We start from the raw sequence: 22,288 nt of genomic DNA on the forward strand, positions 1-22,288 counted from the left end.
GAGCGACGGTAGGCGCCTGCTCTGGCAGGATGAGTAAACGGAACGTTGCTCCGCCAACGATACGGAGCGTTGTTCCGGTTCGCAAGGTCGGTGGTGGAGGAGTGGTGCGGTGTGAGCGACGGAGCGGGCGGCGGGCGCGCCCGACCCAAGCGGGCGGACGCCCGGCGCAACGAGGCCGTCCTGCTCGACGCTGCCGCCGCGGTCTTCGTCCGGTCGGGGGTGGAGGCGCCGGTCCGCGACATCGCGGCCGAGGCCGGCGTCGGGATGGGCACGATCTACCGCCACTTCCCGACCCGGGCAGACCTGATCGTCGCCGTCTACCGGCACCAGGTGGAGGCCTGCGCCGAGGCGGGGCTGGACCTGCTGGCGCGCAGCGCGACGCCGTACGCCGCGCTGGAGCGGTGGATCAACCTGTTCGTCGACTTCCTGGTCACCAAGCACGGGCTCGCCGCCGTGCTGCAGTCCGACGCCGCCGGCTCCGACGCGCTGCACGCCTACTTCCTCGAGCGCCTCGTGCCCGCGTGCGCCCAGCTGCTCGAGGCGGCGGCCGCAGCCGGGGAGATCCGGTCCGACCTGGAGGCCTACGAGCTCATGCGGGGCGTCGGGAACCTCTGCGTCGGCGCCGGCCACGACCCCCGCTACGACGCGCGGCGGCTGGTCGGGCTCCTCGTCGCGGGGCTGCGCCGACCGCACTGACCACCCGCGCGTGCCGGCTCAGGGCCGCCGCGGTCGGCCCGTGCTAGCGCCCGATCCGGATCGTCCAGGCCTCGAACCGGCCCGGCCGGGCGCCGCTCGGCGCGCGGACGATCCCGTCGGGCCCGGGCTGCGGCGGGGGAGGGGGTGCCTGGAGCAGCGCGCGCAGGCGCTGCAGGGCGTTGCGGTAGAACCGCAGCTGGGTCCGGCGCCCGAACAGCTGGAACCCCAGCCGCAACACCGGGTTCGCGATCGGGCCGCGGCGGGAGTAGGCGATGATCCGGAACTCGACGCGGCCGGTGTCGAGCTCCTTGACCACCTCGTAGGTCAGCCGGCCTTGCTCGATGTGGCCCTGCAGCGTCTGGTAGGACCAGCCGACCTGGCGTTCGGGCCCGTGGGGGCCGTCGCGCACCTGGTCGTGCCGGTCGGTGATCCGCACGCCCATGAGGAACCGCAGCACGAGGAACCGGCCCTCCAGCACCATGTCCCGGCCGAGGAGGTCACCGGGATGGCGGTAGGCGGCGCGCAGGATCGCCGGATCGCTGAACTCGTAGCTGTTGACCAGCGTGCCGGCCGTCTCGAACAGCCCGCCCGGCTCCGGTTCACCGGGGGCCTCCCGGCCCAGCTCCAGCACCTGCCGGTCGCGGTTCCAGCCGGAGACGACGGCGGGCGGTGCGCAGGCCTCGCTGTAGTTGACCGGTCTGCGGCTCAGGTCGTCGAGCATGTCGGTGAGGCGGGAGTCGGGTGTCAGCATCGGCCGTCCCTGGCGGTGTGGCGCGCGGGTACGCGGCTCGGCGGGCGGGTCACGAGGGGCGTTCGGCCAGTAGCGCCGGCCGTCGCAGCGTCTCCCTGTTCCGCGCCCTGATCACGGGTGCAGGCTTCCCGCCGCGACCGCGCGCTGAACGCCGACGGCGCTCGGCGTGCGGGCCGGGCGCGAGCCGTACGTCAGGGTCCCCGCGGCCGCTCTCACGTGCTTCTCGCCGGGGATGATCGCCAGGAGTGGTGTGAGGGCGACAGATCTGTCGCCGTCACACCACTTCTGCTGATCATGGCCGGACGCCGTTCCGCGGAACGGCGCGCCCACTGCAGCCCGCCCCACCCGGCAGGAGCCGGCTGCCAGGGCATTGACCAGCCCGGATGGTCGCGATATTTTGCATATCGCGACGAGGGGAGAGCGCATGGGCGGCTGTTCAGTCCGCCGGCGCGTACGCGTCGAGGGTCATCCAGTTCCGCCGGGCCTCGACGGCCGCCGCGTCGGCGTCGCCGGACTCGGCGAGCTCGATGATCCGTGCGTGCTGCGCGACGGAGTCCCGCCCGCGCAGCGAGGCGAACCGGATGCGTTCGACGCGCCGGAGCACCGGGGTGTACTGGTCGAGGACGGCGCGGACCGCGGCGTTCCCGGCCCGGTCGACGGCGACCCGGTGGAACGAGTCGTCGGCCGCGATCGCGTCGACCACCTCGCCTGCGCGCAGCGCGGTGTCGAAGGCGTGGTTCGCCGCCCGCATCGCCTCCATGTCCGCGGCGGTGAACAGCGGCACGGCCGTGCGCACGGCGAGCTCGTTCATCGCCGCCGTCACCACCTGCGCGTCGGCCACGGTGCGGGGGTCGATCGGGCTGACGATCGTGTAGCGCCCCGGCTTCGTCTCCACCAGGCCCGCGCTCTCGAGCCGGGTCAGTGCCTCCCGGATCGGTGTGCGGCTGACGCCGAGCCAGCTGGAGAGCTCACCGTCGAGCAAGCGCTCGCCGGGCTCGAGGGTGCCGTCGATGATCGCGTCGCGGATCCGCACGAACGCGCTGTCGCGCAGCAACCGGCGCTGTTCGGACACACCCGCCACGGGAACCGGCACACCCCATCATGCACACACGCCCCACGGACCGAGGAGCAGCATGTCCCTTGACGACTTCGACCGGTACCCGCTGATGTTCGGGCCGAGCCCGGTGCACCGGTTGGAGCGGTTGACCCGCCACCTGGGAGGGGCGCAGATCTGGGCCAAGCGCGAGGACTGCAACTCGGGCCTGGCCTTCGGCGGCAACAAGACCCGCAAGTTGGAGTACATCGTCCCCGACGCGATCGCGAAGGGCGCCGACACCCTCGTCTCCATCGGCGGGTACCAGTCGAACCACACCCGGCAGGTGGCCGCGGTCGCCGCGCGGCTCGGGATGAAGGCCCGCCTGGTGCAGGAGCGCTGGGTCGACTGGCCCGACGTCGTCAACGACAAGGTCGGCAACATCCTGCTCTCCCGGATCATGGGCGCCGACGTGCGGCTGGACCCCTCCGGCTTCGGGATCGGGATCAAGGACTCGTGGGAGACCGCGCTGGAGGAGGTCCGCGCGGCGGGCGGAGTTCCCTACGGCATCCCGGCCGGCGCCTCCGAGCACCCGCTCGGCGGGCTGGGCTTCGCCCACTGGGCCGCGGAGGTGGCGCAGCAGGAGCAGGAGCTCGGGGTCTTCTTCGACACGATCGTCGTCTGCACCGTCACCGGCTCGACGCACGCCGGCATGATCGCCGGGTTCGCGGGCCAGGACCGCCCGCGCCGCGTGCTCGGCATCGACGCGTCCGCGACGATCGACCCGACCCGCGAGCAGGTGGCGCGCATCGCCCGGCACACGGCGGACCTCGTCGGGCTCGGCCGGGACCTGCGCGACGACGAGATCACCGTGCTCGAGGGCTGGGCCGGTGACCGCTACGGCATCCCGGTCGCCTCGACGATCGACGCGATCCGGCTGACCGCCCAGCTCGAAGGGATGATCATCGACCCGGTCTACGAGGGCAAGTCGATGGCCGGGCTGATCGACCTGGTCCGGGCCGGTGAGATCGCGCCGGACTCCACCGTCCTGTACGCGCACCTCGGCGGGCAGCCCGCGCTCAACGCCTACGCCGGAGCCTTCGGCTGACCGCTCCCACGGACGGTACGGTCGCACGGTGAGCACCGCTGCCCCGAGCGTCGCTGCCCCGGCCCGCGCCGCCGCCCCGAGCCCGCTCGGGTGAGGTCGCACCGCACGCTGGTGATCGGCACGCTGCTCGGGCTCGTCGTGGTCGTGGCCGCGGGGAGCCAGGGCTCGGCCCGCTTCACCGGCCTGCGCTGGAACCCCGGCGGGGCGGAGCCGGCTCCACCGCCGACGCACCCGCCCGGCCCGGCACAGCCGCCGCCGACCCGGGCGCCTGCGGTGCCGGGCTCGGGTGGCGCGGTGGACGTGTCGACGATCCTGCTGTGGATCGCGATCGCGGTCGCCGCCGTCCTCGTCGCCGTGCTGCTGTGGCGCTGGCTCGCGCGCCGCCCGCCCCGTGCGACGAGCGGGGTCCCGGCCACCGGCCCGCTGCCGGCGCCGCCGCACGAACCCGCGGCGGAGCCCGAGCCCGAGCCCGAGCCCGAGCCCGAGCCCGAGCCGCCGGTGCTGCGCCGCGGGGTCGAGGAGGCGTTGCGGCTGCTCGAGCACGAGCACGAGCCGGGCGACGCGGTGATGCAGGCGTGGCTCGGTCTCCAGCGGACGGCGGAGGACTCGGGCATCGTGCGCGGCGCCGCGGAGACACCCACCGAGTTCACCTCGCGGATCATGAGGCGGGTGTTCGCCGACGACCGCGCGATCGCCACGCTGCTCGCCCTCTACCTGCGCGTCCGCTTCGGTGACCACCCGGTGACCGCCGCGGACGTGGAGCGGGCCCGCGAGGCGCTCGCGGGTCTGGCCCGGACCTGGGACGACGGCGCGTCCCCCCGGCCCGTCCCGTGACCCCCGGGGTCCCGCGCGCCGGCCTGTTCGGGGGCGAGCTGCGACGCCACGGTGCCCGCGTCGCCCTCCTCGCCGCCGGCGCCGCACTGGCCGGGGTGGCGTGCTGGGTCGTCGGGATGGACGCCGGGCACGCCGCCACGGTCGGGCTGGCGCTCGCGGCCGCAGGTCTCTGCTGGATCGCGCTGCCCGGACACCGCGAGGTGGCCTGGCCCGACGCCGCCGCGACCGACGAGGTCGGCGCGCGGTGGGACGTCGCCCGGCTCTCCTGGTCGCTGCGGCCCAAGCGCGGCCGCGTGCCGCTCGCGGGGATGCGTCCGGTGCAGGACCTCGCCCGGCGCCGCCTCGAGCTCCGCGGCCTCGACCTGGGGGACCCCCGGGATCGGGCGGCGATCGAGCGTCTTGTCGGCGAGGCCGTCTACGCCACGCTCGCGCTGCCCGCGACACGTCCCCCGCACGTGCGCGCGGTGCTGCGCTGCCTCGACGCGCTCGACCGCCTGGACGCGCACGACCACCCCGACGCGCTCGACCCCTCGCAGAAGGAGACCCGGCATGATCGATGACCCCGCGCAGGAGCCGCTCGCCGTCGACGAGGTCGCGCGGCGCAGCGACGAGATCCTCGGCGTGGTCGGCACGGTCGTGGTGGGGATGGCCGACGCCGTCGAGCTCGCCCTCGCGAGCATCCTCGCCGGGGGGCACGTGCTCTTCGAGGACGTTCCCGGCCTCGGCAAGACGCTCGCGGCGCGCAGCCTCGCTGCCGCGCTCGGACTGGAGTTCCGTCGGGTCCAGTGCACCCCCGACCTGCTGCCCGCCGACATCACCGGCTCGTTCGTCTACGCGCCGGCGGCGAACGACTTCGCCTTCCGGCGCGGGCCCGTCTTCACCGGGCTCCTGCTCGCCGACGAGATCAACCGCACCTCGCCCAAGACCCAGTCGGCGTTCCTCGAGGCGATGGCGGAGGGGCAGGTCACGGTCGAGGGCGAGAGCTTCGCGCTGCCGTCACCGTTCCACGTCATCGCGACGTCCAACCCGATCGAGTACGAGGGCACCTACGCGCTGCCCGAGGCGCAGCTCGACCGGTTCATGGTGCGGCTGGCCGTCGGCTACCCGGACCGGGCGGGGGAGCGGCGGGTCCTGCTCGCGCGGGTCGAGCGCCGCCACGAGGTGGCATCCGTGGAACCGGTCGTCGACGCGCCGACGCTGCGGGCGATGCAGGCCGGCGTGGAGACCGTGTACGTCGAGCCCGACGTCGCCGGCTACTGCGTGGACCTCGCGGTGGCCACCCGGGAGCACCGCTCGGTGCAGGTCGGGGCGTCGCCCCGGGGATCGCAGGCGCTGATGCTGGTGGCCCGCGCGCGGGCCGTCATGGCCGGGCGCGACTTCGTGACGCCCGAGGACGTGAAGCACGTCGCCGTCCCCGTGCTCGCGCACCGGCTCTCGCTGACGACCCAGGCGTGGGCCGGCGGGCTGCAGGCCACCGACGTCGTGGCCTCGATCGTCCGCGAGGTGCCCGGGCCGCCGACCGTCGGTGCGCGCTCGGCGGCCGCGGTGTCATGAGCAGCGGTGCCACGAGCGAGGCCACCCGGTGGGTGCTGAGCCGGAGCGGGACCGCGGCGGTGGTCGTCGCCGTCGCCATCGCGGCGGGCGGCCTCGTGCTCTCCCGGGTCGACATGGCACTGCTGGCCCTGCCCTTCGTCGTCATGGCCTGCCGGAACCGGGACGCGCGACCGGGGCCCGGCAGCGGTGCGGCCGTCGCCGTGGACCTCGCGCCACCGGCACGCGGCGAGGCCGAGGTGTCGGCCGCGGTCACGATCACGTGCGCTCCCGGCGTCGACGGGGCCGCCCTGCGGGTGTCGAGCTTCGGTGGCGCCCCCAGGAGATCGTCGTGGCCGCCGGCTCCCGTCCGGTCACGCTGCGGCTACCCCTGCTGCACTCCGGGCAGCACGAGGTGCTGCGCGTGGAGCACCGGCTGATCGGCGTCGACGGCGCGGTACTCGGGCGCCCGCAGCACCCGCTGAGCGTCCGGCGGATCGTCCCGGTGCCGTACACCGCACCCGCGCACCTGCCGCTGCCGAGGCGGCTGCGCGGGCTGACCGGCACCCACGACTCCTCCCGGCCGGGCGACGGCGGCGACTTCCGCGACGTGCACCCGTTCGCGCCGGGGGACCGGCTGCGCCGCATCGACTGGAAGGCGACCGCCCGCCGGGGGAGGTTCGCCGGTGACCTGTACGTCCGCCGCACCGCCGCGACCTCCGACGCGACCGTCGTCGTCGTCCTCGACAGCGGCGACGACCTCGGCGAGCAGGTGGCGTCGTGGAGCCGGAGCGCGGGCGCCACGACGGGCACCAGCTCCCTCGACATCGCCCGCGAGGCCGCCGGCTCGCTCGCCGCGGGCTACGTCCGGGCCGGCGACCGCGTCGGGTTCCACGACCTCGCCGGGGCCGCGCGGATGATCGCCGCGGGCGGTGGGCAGCGGCACCTGTGGCGGTTGCTGCGCGCGATCGAGCTCACCGGGCCGTCCGGCGTGCGGTCGCGCCGCCGACGCCCTCCGGTCGTCCCGGCGGACGCGCTGGTGTACGTGCTGTCGACGTTCCTGGACGAGGAGGCATCGCGCATGGCGGAGCTGTGGTCGGCCGCCGGGCACCGGGTGATCGCCGTCGACGTCCTCCCCACTCCCCGCTTCACCGGCGCGTCCCGGGCGGAGCGGCTCGCCCACCGGATCGTGATCATGAACCGCGGCGACCGCATCCGGTCCCTGCAGGCCCAGGGTGTGGAGGTCCTGCGCTGGCAGGACGACGGTCCGGCGGATCCGCGCGAGGCCCGGCTGCGCGCGCTCTGCCGTCCCCTGCGGGACCGGCGATGACCGGCTCCTCGACCGTGGTCCGCGTCCGGCCCCGGCCCGCGATGGGCCCGTGGATCCCCGCGGCGGCGGCGCGGGTCGCGCTCGGCGTCGTCGGTGTCCTGCTCTGCCTGGAGCGCCTGCCGCCGGGCTTCGTGCTCGTCGCCGGGCTGGGCCTGCTCGGCGCCGCCGTCGCCGTGCCGCGGTGGGCGACGGCGTGGGTGCTGCTCCTCCTGCTCGCCGGGACCCAGCTGCGTGAGCTGCCGTCGGCGCAGGACGGGCGCTTCTACCTGCTCCTCGCCGGTCTGCACCTGGTGCACGTGCTCGCGGCGCAGGCGCTGGCCCTCCCGTGGCGGGGGCGGGTGCAGCTCGCAGTGCTCCGGCGCCCGCTGCTGCGGTTCGTCGCCGTGCAGGTCCCGGTGCAGGCCACGGCGTTCGCCGCGCTCGCGCTCCTGGCTCCCGGCCCGGACGGCGCAGCGCCGTTCGTCCTGCCCGTGGCCGGTGTGGCCGGGGGCGCGGCCCTCGTCGCCGTCACGGTGGTGCTGATCGTCCCGCTGCTCCGGGAACGGATCGCCGGTCCCGGCGACTCCTAGACGCCCTGGTGGCCGGCCGCGTGCTCGCTGCCGATCGCCGGACGGATGTGCGGGAGCGGGAACTGGATCTCCACCGTCGTACCGGCGGGCCCGGTGTCGACGTGGACGGCGTCGGCGAGCTGCCGGATCATCCACATTCCCATCCCGCCGAGGTGCCCGCAGGTCGGATCCGGGGGGTGGAATCCCTTGATGGCGATGTCGTCCCCGGGGCCGTGGTCGTCCACGCGCAGGACGATCCGGTCGGGTGTGGTCCAGAGCCGGACGCGGCAAGGGCGCTCGCCGTGGCTCACGGCGTTCGTCATGGCCTCCGTGGCGGCGAGCTCGAAGTCGTAGTCGTCGTCGGTGGCGAGACCGAGGGCGAGGGCGGCCTCGACGGCCGCGTGCCGCACCTCGGCGAGCTGCCCGGGCGCGGCGAGCCGGACGTCGAAGCCCACCTGCCGGGGGACCGCCGACAACGGTCCGGGATGGGCCCCGAGGTAGGAGCCGGGCCGCAGGAAGGCCTCGCTCCTGGTGGTGCGGCCGTCGAGGTCGAGCAGGTACGGGTGCACCTCGCTGACGTGGTCCAGGACGTGGGCCGGGTAGCGGCGCCGGTCGTAGAGGCAGACCCACGGGTACCCGAACGCGCCCAGCACGTCGTTGCTCGCCGCCTCGAACCGCAGGTAGGCCGCGGTGCGCGCATCGTCGGTGTCGGTCGTGTTCTCGGCGAGCAGCCGCACCCGGTTGCCGGACCCGGACTGGTCGGCGAGGTACGCGCGCAGCCCCGAGAACATGGGTCCGAGGCTGCGGTAGCTGAGATCCGGCAGCTGCCATCGGACGCCGTCGCGGTCGGCGCCCAGCGCCGTGCCGAGGTGCTCCGCGGCTTCCGGGGACACGATCGCGACCGTGTCGTCGCCGGCGGCCAGGCCGTTGCGCAGGAACGGCAGCACCCGCCGTCGCAGGTCCTCGGCCGATCCGTACACCGTGGCCGCGTGCGGCGGCCGCGAGCCCGATGCGTCGTCGCCGGTCACGTCCGCCCGCCAGTCACGTTCACCCGTCCTCACGTTCACAGCCCGTGGTGCCCACACCGGCCCTGTTCCCACGCACCGCCGCGCTATGCGCGCATCCGGGCACGGTGCCACGCACCCGCCCGGCAGTCCGTCCGAGGACGTGTCCGCGCGAGCGGGGCCGGTGCGCAGCGCCGTCTGCGGGTAGGGTCGGTGGGTCAGGTCGGGCGGGCACTCCGTGTGCGCCTCGTGCAGATCGCCGCCTGACGCACGGTCGCGCCGGGCCACCACGACTGTCGGCGCGACGATCGAGGGAGTACGGACGCATGACCTGGACCGGAGACCCTTCCCACGCCGACGAGACCGGCCGTTTCGCTGCCGCGCAAGCCGTTGCCGCGGCGGAGTCCGACCTGCAGCACCGGCGCGCCGCGCGTGTCGTGGCCGGGCGGGCGACCGACGCCGCGGACTGCGCGGAGATGCTGGCGATGCTCGGGCTGACCGGGCGTGGCGAGCCCGTGGCCCGGTGACGGCGACCCGGTAGCGACGGCCACCCGCTCCCGGCCGCGGCCGGGAGCGGGCGCTCAGTCGAGGCAGAACTCGTTGCCCTCGGGGTCGGTCAGCACGATGAAGCCGGCGCTCAGCGGGGGCGCGGGCTCGTGGCGGCGCACCCGCGTCGCCCCCAGGGCGACGAGCCGGTGGCACTCGGCCTCCAGCGCGGCCATCCGCTCGTCCCCCTCCAGCCCGGGAGCCGCACGGACGTCGAGGTGCACCCGGTTCTTGGCGACCTTGTCCTCGGGCACCTGCTGGAAGAACAGGCGCGGGCCGTGCCCGTCCGGGTCCTCGACCGCCGAGCTCGTGTTGCGCTGCTCCTCCGGCACGCCGATCCGCGCGAGGAACTCGTCCCACGCGGCCAGCGCGTCGGCGCCCTCGGGAAGCGCGACGCCGGGCGGGCCGGGGTGGACGTAGCCCAGCGCGTCGCGCCAGAAGCACGACAGGGCGCGCGGGTCGCGCGCGTCGAAGGTGATCTGGATGTGGCGGCTCATCGGCGCGCTCCGTTCACGGGGGTTCCGGTCTGCACGGGCCCACCCTGGCACCGCGGTCCGACAAGTCCGGTGCCGCGGCGGAGCGGTCCTGGTCCTGGCGCCGCAGCGGAGGCCGATCACGGACGGGGCTTCATCGCGGTGATCCGACCTGCCCGAAGGTGGCGCGGTAGACGGTGGGGCTGACGCCCAGGGCCCGGCGGAAGTGCCGGCGCAGCGCGGTGGCCGAGCCGAGGCCGCAGCGGGTGGCGACCTGTTCGACCGTGGCGTCCGTGCGCTCCAGGAGCTCCTGGGCGACGGCGAGCCGTTGCTGGTGGAGCCACTCCAGGGGACGGACACCGATCTCGGCCTGCATGCGGCGCGCGAGGTGCCGGCTGCTCAGCCCCGCCGCCCGGGCCAGGTCCTCCACCGTGAGCGGCTCACCGAGGCGGGCCCGGGCCCACTCCAGGGCCGTCGCCAGCCCGTGGGGCGATCGCGGACCGCTCGGCGGGGCGATGAACTGCGCCTGCCCGCTGGGCCGGTGCCCGGGCCCGACGAGCGTGCGGACCAGCCCGTTCGCCGCGGCCGCGCCGTGGTCGGTGCGGACCAGGTGCACGCACAGGTCGAGCGCGGCCGTCTTCCCCGCCGAGGTGAGCACCCGGCCGTCGGCGACGTAGAGGACGTTCGCGCGGACCGTCACGCGGGGGTGCAGGCGCGCGAGCTGCTCGGCGTGCATCCAGTGCGTGGTCGCGGCCCGGCCGTCGAGCAGGCCCGCGGCGGCCAGCACGAACGCCCCCGTGCAGAGGGAGACGATCCGCGCTCCGCGGTCGTGGGCGTCGGTGAGCGCCGACAGCAGCGCGGGATCGGGCGGAGACTCGAGGTCGCTGGTCGAGGGCACGACCACGGTGTCGGCGCCGGGCAGCGCCGCGAGATCGCGCGCGGTGGCACCGGGCAACCACGGCGCCGGTGACCCGTCCGGCGTGCAGACCGTCAGGTCGTACCAGCTCCCGTCGGGCGAGAGCTCGCGGCGGTCGACGCCGAACACCTCCGCCGCGATCGCGAGCTCCAGCAGCATCGTGTGCTCGTGCACCGCGATCGCGACCCTGTGCATGTCCGGAACTGTACGAGGTGCGTCGGAACCGACGATGGCCGTTGCGGCCCCGCGCCGACGACGATCACCGGCGTGGAACGACGAGGACATGCAGAACCACCGCGGCGGGTCGTGGTGTACGGCGCCTACGGCCACACCGGTCGGTTCGTCACGGCCGAGCTGCTCCGGCGCGGGCTGGTGCCGATCCTGTCCGGCCGCGACCCCGAGCGGCTCGCGGCGCTCGGCGCGGACCATCCCGGTCTCGAGTGCCGGCCCGCGACGGTCGACGACCCGCGGGTGCTGAACGGGGCCGCTGCGGTGATCAACTGTGCCGGTCCGTTCCTGGACACCGCGAGCCCGCTGGCCGGTGCCGCCGTGCGCGCCGGCGTCCACTACCTCGACGTCAGCGCCGAGCAGACGACGGTCCAGGCGCTGCACCGCGAGCAGGCGGGCGACGCCCGGGCCGCGGGCGTCGCCGTCGTGCCGGCGATGGCCTTCTACGGCGGGCTCGCCGACCTCCTCGCCACCTCGGCCATGGGGGACTGGACGAGAGCGGACGAGATCACGGTCGCGGTCGCGCTCGACCGGTGGTGGCCGACGGCCGGGACGCGGCTCACGGGCCGGCGCAACACCGCGCGGCGCCTCGTCGTCGCCGGCGGCCGGCTGGTGCCGCTCGCCGACCCGCCGCCCATCCGGGCCTGGCCGTTCCCCGAACCGTTCGGGCGGCAGGAGACCGTCGAGCTGCCGTTCTCCGAGATCGTCACCATGGCCACGCACCTGCGCGCGTCGGCGATTCACTCCTTCTTCCGCACCGGGCCCCTGCACGACCTGCGGGACCCGGCCACGCCGGGTCCCGAAGCCGTCGACGGAACCGGCCGTTCCGCCCAGCGGTTCGTGGTCGAGGTCGTGGCGCGCCGCGGCACGGGCGAACGCCGGATCACCGCCGCCGGGCGCGACATCTACGCCGTCAGCGCGCCGATCGTGGTGGAGGCGACCGTCCGCATCCTCGACGGCCGGGTGGCCGGGCTCGGCGTCGCGGCACCGGGCGAGCTGTTCGACGCCGACGACGTGCTCGGCGCCCTCTCCCCGGACCCGCTGACGGTCAGGCGCGAGTGGTGAGCCCCGGCAGGTCCGAGACGTCCGTGCGGAACTGCATCGCCCGGTACGGCCAGTTCGTCGCGGTGTTCCACTGGCTCACCACGAGGTGCAGCTCGCGCAGCGTCGAGCCGGGCAGCACGTACCCGCCGTAGAGCTGGGCGACGTGTCCACCGGCGTGGTCCTCGCCGTCCCAGCCGCAGCCGCGCAGCACCGTCGCGACGGGCGCGACGTGCAGGTCGTCCGTCGGCCCGGTCAGCACCCGGACGTCGATGCGGTACCGGCCGTCGTCGAACCCCGACAGCACCCAGCGTTCGTGCGCGTCCCCGGCGGGCACGCGGCGCAGTGACAGCTCCCCGAACCGCCCGTCGAGCACGAGGGTCGGTGGGTGGCCCCAGCCCCACCGCCCGCCCTCGAGGCCCCAGGTCTGCCACGCCGCCGGGTCGGTCACGGCGGTCTCGGGCACCCGGTGCAGCAGCAGGCCGTGCGCCCGCTGGAAGCCGGTGGTCAGCGCGTACACCCAGCCGTCGCCGCCGCGTTCCCAGGTGAGCATCTGGAACAGGCCGTCGTGCTGGTCCGCGGGCCAGCGGGTGCCCGTGGGACGCCAGGTGCGCCCGCCGTCCCGGGAGCGGTGCAGCTCGGTCCAGCGCACGTTGCCCAGCTCGCGGCACACCATCACGTGCAGGTACATGTCGTCGCCGACGGTGAGGACGTCGGTGGGCAGGACGGTCGTCACCCGCCGCAGCGCCAGGCCCCACCGGCGCCATCCGTGGTGCAGGTACCGCACCAGCTGGCGGGCGTGCGCCCCGCGCCCGGCCGAGCCGGTCCAGCGCAGCCCGGTCGGCAGGCTCGCCGGGTCGGCGAACAGCGCGACCGGCGAACGCCAGCCGGGCCCGCCGACCCCGGGCCGCCGGAACGTGTCCCCGAACACCGAGACCAGGTGCCCCTGCGGGGCGGTCGCGGTGGCCCCCAGGTCGGTGCCGCCGACCCCGAAGCGGTCGGTGATCCCGGGGCCGGTGAGATCGGTGATCTTGGTGGCGAGCCGGTCCACACCCACCTCCTCACCAGTTCGTCGGTGCGTAGTCCTTGAGGAAGCAGCCGTGCAGGTCCTCACCCGCCTCGCCGCGAACGATCGGGTCGTACACGCGCGCGGCGCCGTCCACCAGGTCCAGCGGGGCGTGGAAGCCCTCGTCGGCCAGCCGCACCTTGGTGGGGTGCGGCCGCTCGTCGGTGATCCAACCGGTGTCGACCGCGGTCATCAGGATGCCGTCGCTCTCGAGCATCTCGGCGGCGCTGGTGCGGGTGAGCATGTTGAGCGCGGCCTTCGCCATGTTGGTGTGCGGGTGCCCGGGACCCTTGTAGGCGCGGCTGAACTGCCCTTCCATCGCGCTGACGTTCACCACGTACTTGCGGCGCGCCTGCGCGGCGGCCAACGCCGGTCGCAGCGCGCTGACCAGGATGAACGGTGCGGTCTGGTTGCAGAGCTGCACCTCGAGCAGCTCGAGGGGGTCGATCTCGTGGACGCGCCGGCTCCAGCTGTTCTCCGGCGCGGTGTCGGGCAGCAGCCCGCCCGCGTCCACCGCGGTGCCTGCGCTCATCCGCTCGGGCGATGCGCTGCGGGCGGTGAGGGCGAGCGCGGTGAGGGCGGTGGGCGTCCGGTGCGCGCCCGCGGCGCCGGCGAGCGCGGGCGGGCGGTCGTCGCGGACGTGGTCGAACGTGATCACCTCCACCGGCGTGCCGGCTGCGAGCGGTGCGCGCTCGGCCGCGACGAGGGGCGCGTAGGCGCCGGGGGAGCGGCGGACCGTCTGCGCCGCGTTGTTGATCAGGATGTCGAGCGGGCCCTGCGCGGCGACGGAGTCGGCGAGGGCGACGACCTGGGCCGGATCGCGCAGGTCGATGCCGACGACGCGCAGCCGGTGCAGCCAGTCCGCGCTGTCGGGCAGGGCGGAGAAGCGGCGCACGGCGTCGGCCGGGAACCGGGTGGTGATCGTCGTGTGGGCGCCGTCGCGCAGCAGGCGCAGGGCGATGTACATGCCGATCTTGGCCCGGCCGCCGGTGAGCAGGGCGCGCCGGCCGGTGAGGTCGGTGCGGGCGTCGCGCCGCTCGCGGTTCAGCGCCGCGCACGGCGGGCAGAGCTGGTGGTAGAACGCGTCCACCACGTGGTAGCGGTTCTTGCACGTGTAGCACGCACGCGAGCGCAGCAGCGTGCCCGCGGTGGCCCCGACGGCGGTGGAGACCAGCGGCAGGCCCTGCGTCTCGTCGTCGATCCGCCCGGGCGCGCCGGTGGCGGTGGCGGCGGTGACGGCGCCGTCGGCCGCCGCGATCGCCTCCCGCTTCGCCGCCCGGCGACGCAGCTTCACCGACTTGTAGATCCCCGCCGTGGCCCGCCGGACGCGCACCGCGTCCGGGTGCTCGGGTGGGAGGGCGTCGACCTCGGCGAGCACCCGGAGGCAGGTCTGCAGGTCGTCGGGGTCGATTCCGGACACCGCAGAAGCCTACGTGCGGCCTATTCCTCGATCTCCGCCAGCGCCTTGCGCGCCTGCTCGAGCTCGGCCTCGAGCGCGGCGACCCGGGCGGCGCGCTGCTCCCGCGCGGCGCCGATCACGGCGTCGATCGGGCCCGCCAGCTCCGCGTGCAGCTCCTGGGCCGCCTTCGACACGGCCGCGGCCGACACCGGCAGCCCGCGGCTGAGCCAGGTGCTCCCCTGCTTGAGCTCGGCCACCCAGTCGCCGTCCGCCGTGCCGGTGACGGTGAGCGTGAGCTCGATCGTGCGCGTGGTGCGGGCGGTGGAGCCCTTCGGCCGCCCGCGACGCGGCTTGGCGGGCTCCGCGGGCGGGGCGTCCGCGATCGCGGTGGTGCCGGCGTCGTCTGGTGTGCTCATCGCTGCGTCGCTCCCTGTGGCGGGTGTCTGTGGCGGGCGCGCTGATCGTAGAACGCGTGTTCGAAGCGCTCACAGCCGGTCCGGTGCTCGGAAGACGACCCAGCGCATCGCGCAGTACATGAACAGGCCCTCGCACGCGCCCGCCGCGACCCGGGCCACCTGGTACTGCACGCCGAGCGCCTCGAGCGCGGAGCTGACGCCGACCAGGATCGCGAAGTTGACCGCGACGACGCCGACGTAGACGGCCGTCTGGCGGCCCAGGGGAGCGTGCGACCGGAAGTTCAGGACGCGGTTGAGCAGGAAGCTCGATGCGAACGCGATCGCGTACCCGATGCCGACGGCGAGGCCGTAGGGCACGTCCCAGTGGCCGTGCAGGGCCGTGAGGATCAGCAGGTCCGCGCAGAAGGTGGTGCCGTTGATCGCGGCGAACCCCACGAAGGTCGGGGGCACCACCCGGGACAGGCCGAACGGCAGCCGGGCGGTGACCGCGCGGCACAGCCGCGCGAAGCGCTCCGGGGTGCCGGCCCGGTCGTGTTCGGCGGTGCCGTCCCGCGGCTCGGTACCCACGCACCCTTGGTATCGCTCACGGGTCCCGGCTCGGCGACGGCACGGCGAACCGGAGCTGAACAGCCGGACTCCGAAGCCCGCCGCACCGTGTCTGCGGGTGCGCCGGCACCTGCGGTCACGACACGTGGTGCGAGACCTCGACGCGGCCCTCGATCACATCGACGGCGAGGTCGGTGAGGCGGCGGTTGCGGCTGCGGGCGTGACGGCGCAGGAGGGCGAACGCCGCCTCGGTGTCCAGGTCGAGCCGTTCGGCGAGCATCCCCTTGGCCTGCTCGATCAGGACGCGGCTGCTGAGCGCCGACTCGAGCTGCTCGACGAGCAGTTCCTTCTCGCGTCGTGCGCGCTGTTGCAGCAGCCCGATCGTCGCGACGTCGGTGAACGCGCGGGCGACCGCCGCGGCCGCGGCGTCCATCTCGCGGGGTTCCCGGTGGAACAGGTTCAGCGCCCCGATCACCTCCGCGCGGCGTCGCATCGGCAGCGCGTGCACCGCGGAGAAGCCGAGCTGCCGCAGCGCCGGCGCGAGCCGGGGCCAGCGACGGCCGGCGAGGGCGAGGTCGGCGGCGCCGACCTCCCGCCCGTTGCGGTAGGACTCCACGCACGGGCCCTCGTCGAGGTGCAGCTGGAACGTCTCGAGGAGGCGCGCGTCGTCGCAGGTGGCCGCGACCAGCTGCAGCGCGCCCCGGCGGTCGCCGAGCACCAGCCCGGCGGCGTCGACGTGCAGCAGCTCGACGCACCGGTCGGTCAGCCGCTGGAGGAACTCCACGATGTCGAAGTCGGCCACCAGCGTGTCCGCGAACTCGACGAGCGCTCCGGCGACCTCATCGCTGCGCATGGCGGCCCCGTTCTCCCGAGAGGGGCACGACGCGGCCGCGGAGCGGTCCGTCGGTCCGGTCCGAGCCTAGTGCGACCGCCGACGGCCGTCGCGAGATCGGAGTACGACCCCCCGAACGGACCTAGCCCCCCGTCGCGTCCGGCCTGTACTTCTCATAGCTACCGCTCCAGACCCCGGCGGCAGATGGAGACCGATGCGCCGGGCCGTCATGTCGTCGCGCTGTGCCCGGCGGGAGCGAGGTGGACATGTGCACTGGTAACGGACGACGGCCGCGGCCTTCCGCGCCGCCCCGACCGCCGGCAGGCGGGGGGAGCCCGGTCGCGGGAGCCTGCGGGCCGCCCCCGGCCTGATCGCGGCCACGGTCCCGCACCTCGCGAACTGGGGAGCGCGCGAGGTGCTCTCCCGCTGTGCCGGTCCCGACGAGGGGGTCGGGACCGGCACGGCGCGGTCGTCCCCTCGCGCGGTGGCCGACGACGGTCAGCGACTCCGCTGGAGCAGCTCCTCGACCACCGTGGCCCCGGCGGCGGCGCCCCCGTCGTCGTACAGGGTCTCGGCGAGCGCCCGTGCCGAGGCCCGGGGTGCCGGATCGGTGAGTGCCCGCTCGACGGCGGCACGCAGCCGGTCGGGCGGCACGGGCCGGTTCGACAGGTTGTGGCGCAGCACCACCGCGGCGCCGCGGTCGGCGACGGTGCGGCCGATGACCAGCTGCTCGAACTGCTGGGGGAGGACGACGAGAGGCACCCCGTTCGCCAGCCCCTCCAGCACGCTGTTCATGCCTCCGTGGGTGACGAACACCGCCGTACGCCGCAGGACCTCCAGCTGCGGCACCGACCGGCGGACGAGGGTGTTCGCCGGTGGCGGCCCCAGCCGCGCGGGATCGGTGTGGGACCCGACGGCGAGCAGGACCCGCGCGGGGAGGTCGGCGAGCACCGCGAAGCAGGTGCGGAAGAACTCGTCGGCGGCCGCGTGCAGCGTGCCGAGTGACACCAGGACCAGCGGTTGCGCCGCGTCCAGGTGGGCGGCGAGCTCGGCGTCGATGGCCTGGTCCCCGGCGACGGGGTCGAGCGTGGGGCCGATGAAGTGGCAGCGCCGGTCGACCAGCGGGTTGGCCGGCTGCATCCACCGCGGGATCGGGAAGAGCGTCACGTCGCCCCGGATCGGGAAGGCCGGCCGCGGCGGGAAGAGGTGCTCGCCGAAGCGCTGCACCACCCGCCGCTTCGCCGCGCGCACCGCGGGCAGGTCCGCCGCGGCGGCGCGGAAGAAGTGCACCCCCTCCCGGATCGTCATGCTCCTGAGCTCGCGGCTGCCCACCATCATCGTGGTCATGAGCGAGATCGTGGGCAGCCCGGCGCTCGCCGCGGCCACGTGCCCCCAGGCAGCGTTGGAGTCGAACGCGAGCGCGTCGGGCCGCTGAGCGTCCAGCTCGGCCAGCAGGAACGGCACCAGCGACTCCGTGGCCGTCAGGATCCGGGTCACCACCCGCAGCGGGCTGCCGGTCCGGGTGGCCTCGGCGATGTCCCCCGCGGAGATCGTTCCCGCCGGGTAGGGGCGGAACCGCGCACCGGTCCGCTCGACGGGGCCGCGGAACTCCTCGGCGGAGTGGTACGTGACCTCCACGCCCCGCTCCACCCACGCGCGCACGACCGCAAGGCTCGGGTTGACGTGCCCCGCCGCGGGCATGCCCGCCATGGCGATCCTCATGTGACGACCCCTCGTCGGTCCGGTCCGGCTGCCCTCGCCGGCTGCTCGGTGATGGCGGCGGCCAGCGCGACCCGGAACCGCCGGTACTGCGCGAGCACCTCCGGAGCCACCGCGGCCAGTGCCGCGGGATCGGGCGCGACCGCGGGCTCCAGCACGGCGCGGAGGGTGTGGCCGAGCGCGGCCGCGGCCGCCTCCGGGGCGGTGGTGTGCGAACCCGGCGCCGGCTGGTGGAGGTAGAAGCCGACCTGGACCGCGCCGGCGACGTAGCCCTGCGTGTCGGCGTCGAGGTCGGTGCGCATCAGCCCGTGCGCGCGGAGCAGCCCGAACAGGTCGCGGGCGAGCTCGCTCTTCCCGTCGCGCAGGGGCTGGACCGCGCCTTCGTGGGCCAGGTCGCCCAGCAGGTCGCTGTCGCGCAGGAACATCGCTCGCAGCAGCGGGCGGCGATGCACCCCGAGGTAGGTCAGGCGCGCCTGCTCGGACGGCAGCACCGCCGCCGGGTCCCGTTCGATCGCGCCGGTGAGCTCGTCGACGAGTCCGAGCGACTCGCGCATCAGCATGCACGTGAACAGCCGTGCGCGGGAGTCGAAGTGCAGGTAGACGGTGCCCTTGCCGATGCCGGCGTGCTTGGCGACCTCCTCGATGGTGACCCGCTTGCGCCCCCACCGCAGCACGAGCTCGGCTGCCGCGTCCAGGATCCGCTGCGCGCGCTGTTCGTGCCCGTCGCCCACTCCGCCTCCATGACCGGTGACCAGATCTCTCATCCGGTCACGGGTCAGGCTAGCCGGTGCGGGCGCCGAGCGCGCGCGACACGGCGTCCCGGACGTCGGCGTCCGAGGGTGCGCGCCTGCCCGCCTCGTCGGCGAGGACGCGCAGGGACGTCATCGGTTCGGCGAGCCCGCAGGAGACGAACGCGTCGAAGACCCGCATGTCCGGGTCGACGTTCAGCGCGAACCCGTGCGTGCTGACACCGCCGCGGATCCGCATGCCGATCGAGGCGACCTTGCGGTCATCAGGCGTCCAGACGCCCACGAGGCTCGACGCGCCCGGCGGCGTGTCGCGGCGGCGGGCCGGGACGCCGAGCGCGGCGAGCGCGGCGACGAGGCCCTCCTCCATCCAGCGCACGACGTCGGCGGGCCCGCGCTCCCGGACGTGGGCGACGAGGTAGCCGACGACCTGGCCGGGGCCGTGGTAGGTGGCCTGGCCGCCGCGGTCGACCTCGACCGTGCGCAGCCCGGAGACCGCGGACGGCAGGTGCTCGCGCGGCGTGCGCGGCCCGTGGGTGACGACCGCAGGGTGGGAGAGCAGGACGAGCCGGTCGCCCGCGGTGCCGGCCCGGCATTCGGCCGCCCACCCCTCCATCGCGGAGACGGCCTCCTCGTACGGGACCTCGCCCAGGTCCATCCGGGCGAGTCGGGGGAAGGGGGCGCTGCGGGTGGTGCCGGTCGTCGTCACGGGACCGATCCTCGCGCGCGGCGCCCGCGCCCGGCTCAGGGCATCCGCGCCCCAGAAGTCCCACCCACGACCGGCCCGTGCAGGCCCGCGCCCAGGCGAGGCTCAGGCGTGGCGATCCGCGTCGAGACGGGAGACTCACCCAGCCGAAACGGGAGACTCAGCCGGTCGAAACGGGAGACTCGCGCTGGGTGGGGCGCCTCCTGCGCGAGTCTCCCGTTCGGGCAGGGCGAGTCTCCCGTTCGGGCAGGGCGAGTCTCCCGTTCGGGCAGGGCGAGTTTCGCGTTCGGGCAGGGCCGCTCGCCAGATGAAAGTATGTCCGTATTCGTCACTTGGCCGAGTGGGTCTGCTGCTGCGCGGAGCCGGTGAACACGGTGCCGATACCGCGCCGCAGGACCTCCCGCGCCGGGAACGCGTCCGGGCCCGAGAGTGCGACCTGGTCGGCCAGGCCCTGCACGGTCGCGAGGATCAGGCGCGCGGCGAGCACGGCGTCCACCCCGCGTGCGACCTCGCCGCGCTCCACGCCGCTCTCGACCACCGCCGTGACGTAGCCGAGGAGGTCGCCGCCGGCCCGCCGGGCGACGTCGGCGAGGGCGGGATGGTGCACGGCCTGGGCCTGCAGGCCCTGCCGGACGCGGTATTCGACGTCCCGCTCGGCGTCGAGTGGCAGCAGTTCGACCAGGCTGTCGAGCAGCACCTCGGCGATCGGGAGGCGGGCGGCCCCGCCGTGGCGGACGCGCGCCCGCACGCGTTCGCCCATGCGGTCCGCGGCGTCGTCGTAGGCGAAGCGGAGCAACACGTCCTTGCCTGCGAAGTAGTGCTGGATCAGCCCGACCGACACCCCGGCCTCCGCGGCCACCTTCGCGAACGAGACGGCGGCGAACCCCTCCGCGGCGAGCAGGCGCTGGAACGCGCGCGCCACCTGGGTGCGGCGTTGGTCGTGATCGGCTACCCGCGGCACCGAAAAACCATACACCCCTACTGCTACGGTCGGTCGCATGCGTGCGGAGATGCGGGCCGACCTGACGGCGGCCCTCAAGGCCCGGGACCGCGTCGCCGCCGCGGCACTGCGGTCCGTGCTGGCGGCCATCGAGAACGCCGAGGCGGTCCCCGTCGACCCGCGACTGGCGAGCGCGCCCGGCAGCGCGCACGTGGCGGGAGCGGCGAACGGCCCGGGCGCGGCGGAGGCGCGGCGGCGCCACCTCACCGATGCCGACGTGCGGTCGATCGTCGAGGCCGAGGTGCGGGAGCGCGCGCGTGCCGCGGAGGAGTACGAGCGGCTCGGCCGCGACGAACACGCCGGGCGGCTGCGCCTCGAGATCGAGGTCCTGGACCGGTACCGGTAGCGCGCCTGCGGCTCGTCCCCCGTCCCCGCACGGTTACGATCACCGCCACGGCGAGGCGGATCGGGGTGGGCATGCGGACCGTGCGCCCCGGTCTCGTCCTCACCGCTGCCGGCGTGCTGGTGATGGTCCTCGCCGCCGTCGTCGCGTCGCGGTACACCCCGTTCTGGTTCGACCCCGACGAGGGCTGCGCGCTGCTCGGCCGCTGCCCCGGCCCGACCCGCGACGTCGTGCTGGGAGCCACCTGGGTGCTCGAGTGGGCCGGCCTCGGGGTCGTGCTCCTCGGTCTCGTCCGGACCGGGCTGCACCTGCGGACCGTTCCCGCCCCGCCGGTCCCGCGACCGCTGCCCGCGTGGGCGCAGGCGGCCGCGGGGGTGCTCCTCGGCATGCTGGTCTGTGTCGTGCTCGGGTGGTTCGTGCTGGTCGCGGTGCTGCTCTCGGCGCCGGCCGTCCCGGCGGGCCTGTGCCTGTACTGGCTCGCGCAGGCCGCCGCCGTGACGGCGCTGGACCGGCACGTCGGTCCGGCGCACCGCTCGGCGCTGTCCGCATGGTCGGCCGGGCTCGCCGTCAGCGCCCTCGCGGTCGCGGCGCTGGTGGCGACCGCCGTGCTCGCAGGCTCGGTCCGCGCGCTCCCCGTCGTCGGCGGCGCGGCTCTCGCCCTCGGGCTGCTGGTCCGCCGCGCGTGGGCGTGGCGGGCCGGGCTCGCGCCCCCCGGGGGCGGTCCGTGGTCGACCGCAGGTGCTGCGGCCGCCGTCCTCGCCACCACCGGCGCCGTGCTCCTGCTCGGCGACCGGGCCGACCAGCCGCCGGGCGCCGAGCCCCCGCCCGAGCTCGCGGCAGCGGCGCACCCGCCGCCCGCAAGGCCACCTGCTCCCCGGGAGCCGGTCGACGCCGAGCCGGCCCCCGTCGACGCCCCGCCGGCCTGCACGCCGGACGAGCTCACCTGGGGCGCGACGGGGTGGGACGCGGCGATGGGCACCCGGGCCGTGACGATCGTCGCCACCAGTCGCGCCGACCACCCCTGCCACGTCGACGGCTTCGCCGAGATCGTGATCGCGCAGGGTGGCCGACCGCTCCAGCTCGTGGCGCAGCCCGGCGCCCCCACCGGACCCGAGGTCCCGCCGGCCGCCCGCGTCGGGCTGGCCCCGGGCGACGCCGCCGGCTTCCCGCTGGTCTGGAAGGGGTACGGCGCGGCGGCCGACGAGGACTCCCCGCAGGAGCTGACCGTGATCCTTCCGGGTGGTGGATCCAGCGCGGTGCCGCTCGGCGCCGCGCCCGCGCCGTTCGACCTCGTGGACGGCGGCAGCGTCCGGATCGGGCCGTGGCAACCGGTGCGACAGGCCGTGCGGCCGCACTGACGCCCTGAACGCCCGGTCCTGTCCTGCAGGGCGCCGCGACTCGATATGTACGGACAAAGTGTTGACTGCTAGTAACGGGCGGGGTCAGACTCGGCCGGGCGTGCCCCCCAGGCGAGGAG

Annotated in this window: 26 protein-coding genes; 12 read left to right on the forward strand and 14 right to left on the reverse strand. The window is 75.3% G+C overall.

Features of this window, described 5'->3' with window-relative positions; genetic code table 11:
• Positions 1–111 precede the first annotated feature (111 nt).
• On the forward strand, positions 112–696 hold the full coding sequence (locus FB558_RS37040) for a TetR/AcrR family transcriptional regulator (protein ID WP_142062345.1): 585 nt from the start codon (positions 112–114) through the stop codon (positions 694–696).
• Positions 697–739: 43 nt separating this feature from the next.
• Here the strand turns inward: FB558_RS37040 and FB558_RS37045 are convergent, their stop codons facing one another.
• Together FB558_RS37045 and FB558_RS37050 are read right to left on the reverse strand one after the other, a co-directional pair.
• On the reverse strand, positions 740–1,447 hold the full coding sequence (locus tag FB558_RS37045) for a DUF1990 family protein (protein WP_142062348.1): 708 nt from the start codon (positions 1,445–1,447) through the stop codon (positions 740–742).
• A gap of 436 nt (positions 1,448–1,883) precedes the next feature.
• Positions 1,884–2,519 (reverse strand): GntR family transcriptional regulator, encoded by a 636-nt coding sequence (locus tag FB558_RS37050; RefSeq protein WP_246107039.1) that lies wholly within the window; start codon positions 2,517–2,519, stop codon positions 1,884–1,886.
• Positions 2,520–2,580: 61 nt separating this feature from the next.
• Between FB558_RS37050 and FB558_RS37055 the strand changes: the two genes are divergently transcribed.
• The 7 genes from FB558_RS37055 (at position 2,581) to FB558_RS37085 (ending at position 7,851) form a co-directional block, all read left to right on the forward strand.
• Positions 2,581–3,588 (forward strand): 1-aminocyclopropane-1-carboxylate deaminase, encoded by a 1,008-nt coding sequence (locus tag FB558_RS37055; RefSeq protein WP_142062354.1) that lies wholly within the window; start codon positions 2,581–2,583, stop codon positions 3,586–3,588.
• 90 nt (positions 3,589–3,678) lie between these two features.
• Complete coding sequence (locus tag FB558_RS43600; RefSeq protein ID WP_170231729.1) at positions 3,679–4,422, forward strand: DUF4129 domain-containing protein; 744 nt, start codon at positions 3,679–3,681, stop codon at positions 4,420–4,422.
• Positions 4,419–4,982, forward strand: a complete 564-nt coding sequence (locus FB558_RS37070) for a hypothetical protein (protein ID WP_142062360.1) — start codon at positions 4,419–4,421, stop codon at positions 4,980–4,982. Before FB558_RS43600 ends, FB558_RS37070 begins: the two co-directional genes overlap by 4 nt.
• Positions 4,972–5,976 (forward strand): AAA family ATPase, encoded by a 1,005-nt coding sequence (locus FB558_RS37075; RefSeq protein WP_142062363.1) that lies wholly within the window; start codon positions 4,972–4,974, stop codon positions 5,974–5,976. Before FB558_RS37070 ends, FB558_RS37075 begins: the two co-directional genes overlap by 11 nt.
• Positions 5,973–6,392, forward strand: coding sequence for a hypothetical protein (locus FB558_RS43605; protein ID WP_170231730.1), 420 nt, complete (start codon positions 5,973–5,975; stop codon positions 6,390–6,392). Before FB558_RS37075 ends, FB558_RS43605 begins: the two co-directional genes overlap by 4 nt.
• Positions 6,305–7,282, forward strand: a complete 978-nt coding sequence (locus tag FB558_RS37080; RefSeq protein WP_170231731.1) for a DUF58 domain-containing protein — start codon at positions 6,305–6,307, stop codon at positions 7,280–7,282. The genes FB558_RS43605 and FB558_RS37080 overlap by 88 nt, the downstream gene beginning before the upstream one ends.
• The gene (locus FB558_RS37085; RefSeq protein ID WP_142062370.1) at positions 7,279–7,851 is read left to right on the forward strand and encodes a hypothetical protein; all 573 of its coding nucleotides are present in this window, start codon (positions 7,279–7,281) and stop codon (positions 7,849–7,851) included. Before FB558_RS37080 ends, FB558_RS37085 begins: the two co-directional genes overlap by 4 nt.
• Here the strand turns inward: FB558_RS37085 and FB558_RS43610 are convergent.
• Positions 7,848–8,858 carry a sensor histidine kinase gene (locus FB558_RS43610; RefSeq protein ID WP_170231732.1) on the reverse strand — a complete coding sequence of 337 codons (1,011 nt, stop codon included), beginning with the start codon at positions 8,856–8,858 and terminating at the stop codon, positions 7,848–7,850. The genes FB558_RS37085 and FB558_RS43610 overlap by 4 nt on opposite strands.
• A 302-nt stretch (positions 8,859–9,160) precedes the next feature.
• Here FB558_RS43610 and FB558_RS43615 point away from each other — a divergent pair, with 302 nt between their 5' ends.
• Positions 9,161–9,361: a hypothetical protein gene (locus FB558_RS43615; RefSeq protein WP_170231716.1), complete on the forward strand. Its 201-nt coding sequence runs from the start codon at positions 9,161–9,163 to the stop codon at positions 9,359–9,361.
• A gap of 54 nt (positions 9,362–9,415) precedes the next feature.
• Here the strand turns inward: FB558_RS43615 and FB558_RS37095 are convergent, their stop codons facing one another.
• Together FB558_RS37095 and FB558_RS37100 are read right to left on the reverse strand one after the other, a co-directional pair.
• On the reverse strand, positions 9,416–9,877 hold the full coding sequence (locus tag FB558_RS37095; protein WP_142062375.1) for a VOC family protein: 462 nt from the start codon (positions 9,875–9,877) through the stop codon (positions 9,416–9,418).
• Positions 9,878–10,007: 130 nt separating this feature from the next.
• Entirely contained in the window at positions 10,008–10,964 is a 957-nt protein-coding gene (locus tag FB558_RS37100; RefSeq protein WP_142062378.1) for a GlxA family transcriptional regulator, read from the reverse strand.
• 72 nt (positions 10,965–11,036) lie between these two features.
• Here FB558_RS37100 and FB558_RS37105 point away from each other — a divergent pair, with 72 nt between their 5' ends.
• A complete protein-coding gene (locus tag FB558_RS37105) occupies positions 11,037–12,062 on the forward strand; it encodes a saccharopine dehydrogenase family protein (protein ID WP_142062381.1) in 1,026 nt (341 codons plus the stop codon).
• On the opposite strand, the gene FB558_RS37110 is transcribed toward FB558_RS37105, so the two are convergent.
• The 9 genes from FB558_RS37110 to FB558_RS37150 all read right to left on the reverse strand — a co-directional run bounded on the left by FB558_RS37110 (position 12,046) and on the right by FB558_RS37150 (position 20,429).
• Positions 12,046–13,089, reverse strand: a complete 1,044-nt coding sequence (locus FB558_RS37110) for a glycoside hydrolase family 183 protein (RefSeq protein WP_142062384.1) — start codon at positions 13,087–13,089, stop codon at positions 12,046–12,048. The two genes, FB558_RS37105 and FB558_RS37110, sit on opposite strands and share 17 nt — an antisense overlap.
• A 10-nt stretch (positions 13,090–13,099) precedes the next feature.
• Entirely contained in the window at positions 13,100–14,524 is a 1,425-nt protein-coding gene (locus FB558_RS37115; protein ID WP_142062387.1) for an SDR family oxidoreductase, read from the reverse strand.
• A gap of 20 nt (positions 14,525–14,544) precedes the next feature.
• Positions 14,545–14,919 (reverse strand): DUF6319 family protein, encoded by a 375-nt coding sequence (locus FB558_RS37120; RefSeq protein ID WP_142062390.1) that lies wholly within the window; start codon positions 14,917–14,919, stop codon positions 14,545–14,547.
• A gap of 69 nt (positions 14,920–14,988) precedes the next feature.
• Positions 14,989–15,486 (reverse strand): GtrA family protein, encoded by a 498-nt coding sequence (locus tag FB558_RS37125; protein WP_142062393.1) that lies wholly within the window; start codon positions 15,484–15,486, stop codon positions 14,989–14,991.
• Between the two features lie 115 nt (positions 15,487–15,601).
• Positions 15,602–16,318, reverse strand: coding sequence for a GAF and ANTAR domain-containing protein (locus tag FB558_RS37130; protein WP_142062396.1), 717 nt, complete (start codon positions 16,316–16,318; stop codon positions 15,602–15,604).
• Positions 16,319–16,795: 477 nt separating this feature from the next.
• Positions 16,796–18,019 (reverse strand): macrolide family glycosyltransferase, encoded by a 1,224-nt coding sequence (locus tag FB558_RS37135; RefSeq protein ID WP_246107040.1) that lies wholly within the window; start codon positions 18,017–18,019, stop codon positions 16,796–16,798.
• Positions 18,016–18,747, reverse strand: a complete 732-nt coding sequence (locus FB558_RS37140; protein ID WP_170231733.1) for a TetR/AcrR family transcriptional regulator — start codon at positions 18,745–18,747, stop codon at positions 18,016–18,018. Before FB558_RS37140 ends, FB558_RS37135 begins: the two co-directional genes overlap by 4 nt.
• A gap of 49 nt (positions 18,748–18,796) precedes the next feature.
• Positions 18,797–19,471 carry a lipoyl(octanoyl) transferase LipB gene (lipB, locus tag FB558_RS37145; RefSeq protein ID WP_246107041.1) on the reverse strand — a complete coding sequence of 225 codons (675 nt, stop codon included), beginning with the start codon at positions 19,469–19,471 and terminating at the stop codon, positions 18,797–18,799.
• A 325-nt stretch (positions 19,472–19,796) separates the two neighbouring features.
• Positions 19,797–20,429 carry a TetR/AcrR family transcriptional regulator gene (locus FB558_RS37150; RefSeq protein ID WP_142062402.1) on the reverse strand — a complete coding sequence of 211 codons (633 nt, stop codon included), beginning with the start codon at positions 20,427–20,429 and terminating at the stop codon, positions 19,797–19,799.
• A 37-nt stretch (positions 20,430–20,466) separates the two neighbouring features.
• Here FB558_RS37150 and FB558_RS37155 point away from each other — a divergent pair, with 37 nt between their 5' ends.
• Positions 20,467–20,814 carry a GatB/YqeY domain-containing protein gene (locus FB558_RS37155; protein ID WP_142062405.1) on the forward strand — a complete coding sequence of 116 codons (348 nt, stop codon included), beginning with the start codon at positions 20,467–20,469 and terminating at the stop codon, positions 20,812–20,814.
• Between the two features lie 71 nt (positions 20,815–20,885).
• Positions 20,886–22,169, forward strand: a complete 1,284-nt coding sequence (locus FB558_RS37160) for a DUF4232 domain-containing protein (protein ID WP_142062408.1) — start codon at positions 20,886–20,888, stop codon at positions 22,167–22,169.
• Positions 22,170–22,288: the final 119 nt, after the last annotated feature.

Source organism: Pseudonocardia kunmingensis (assembly GCF_006716445.1).
Classification (GTDB): domain Bacteria; phylum Actinomycetota; class Actinomycetes; order Mycobacteriales; family Pseudonocardiaceae; genus Pseudonocardia; species Pseudonocardia kunmingensis.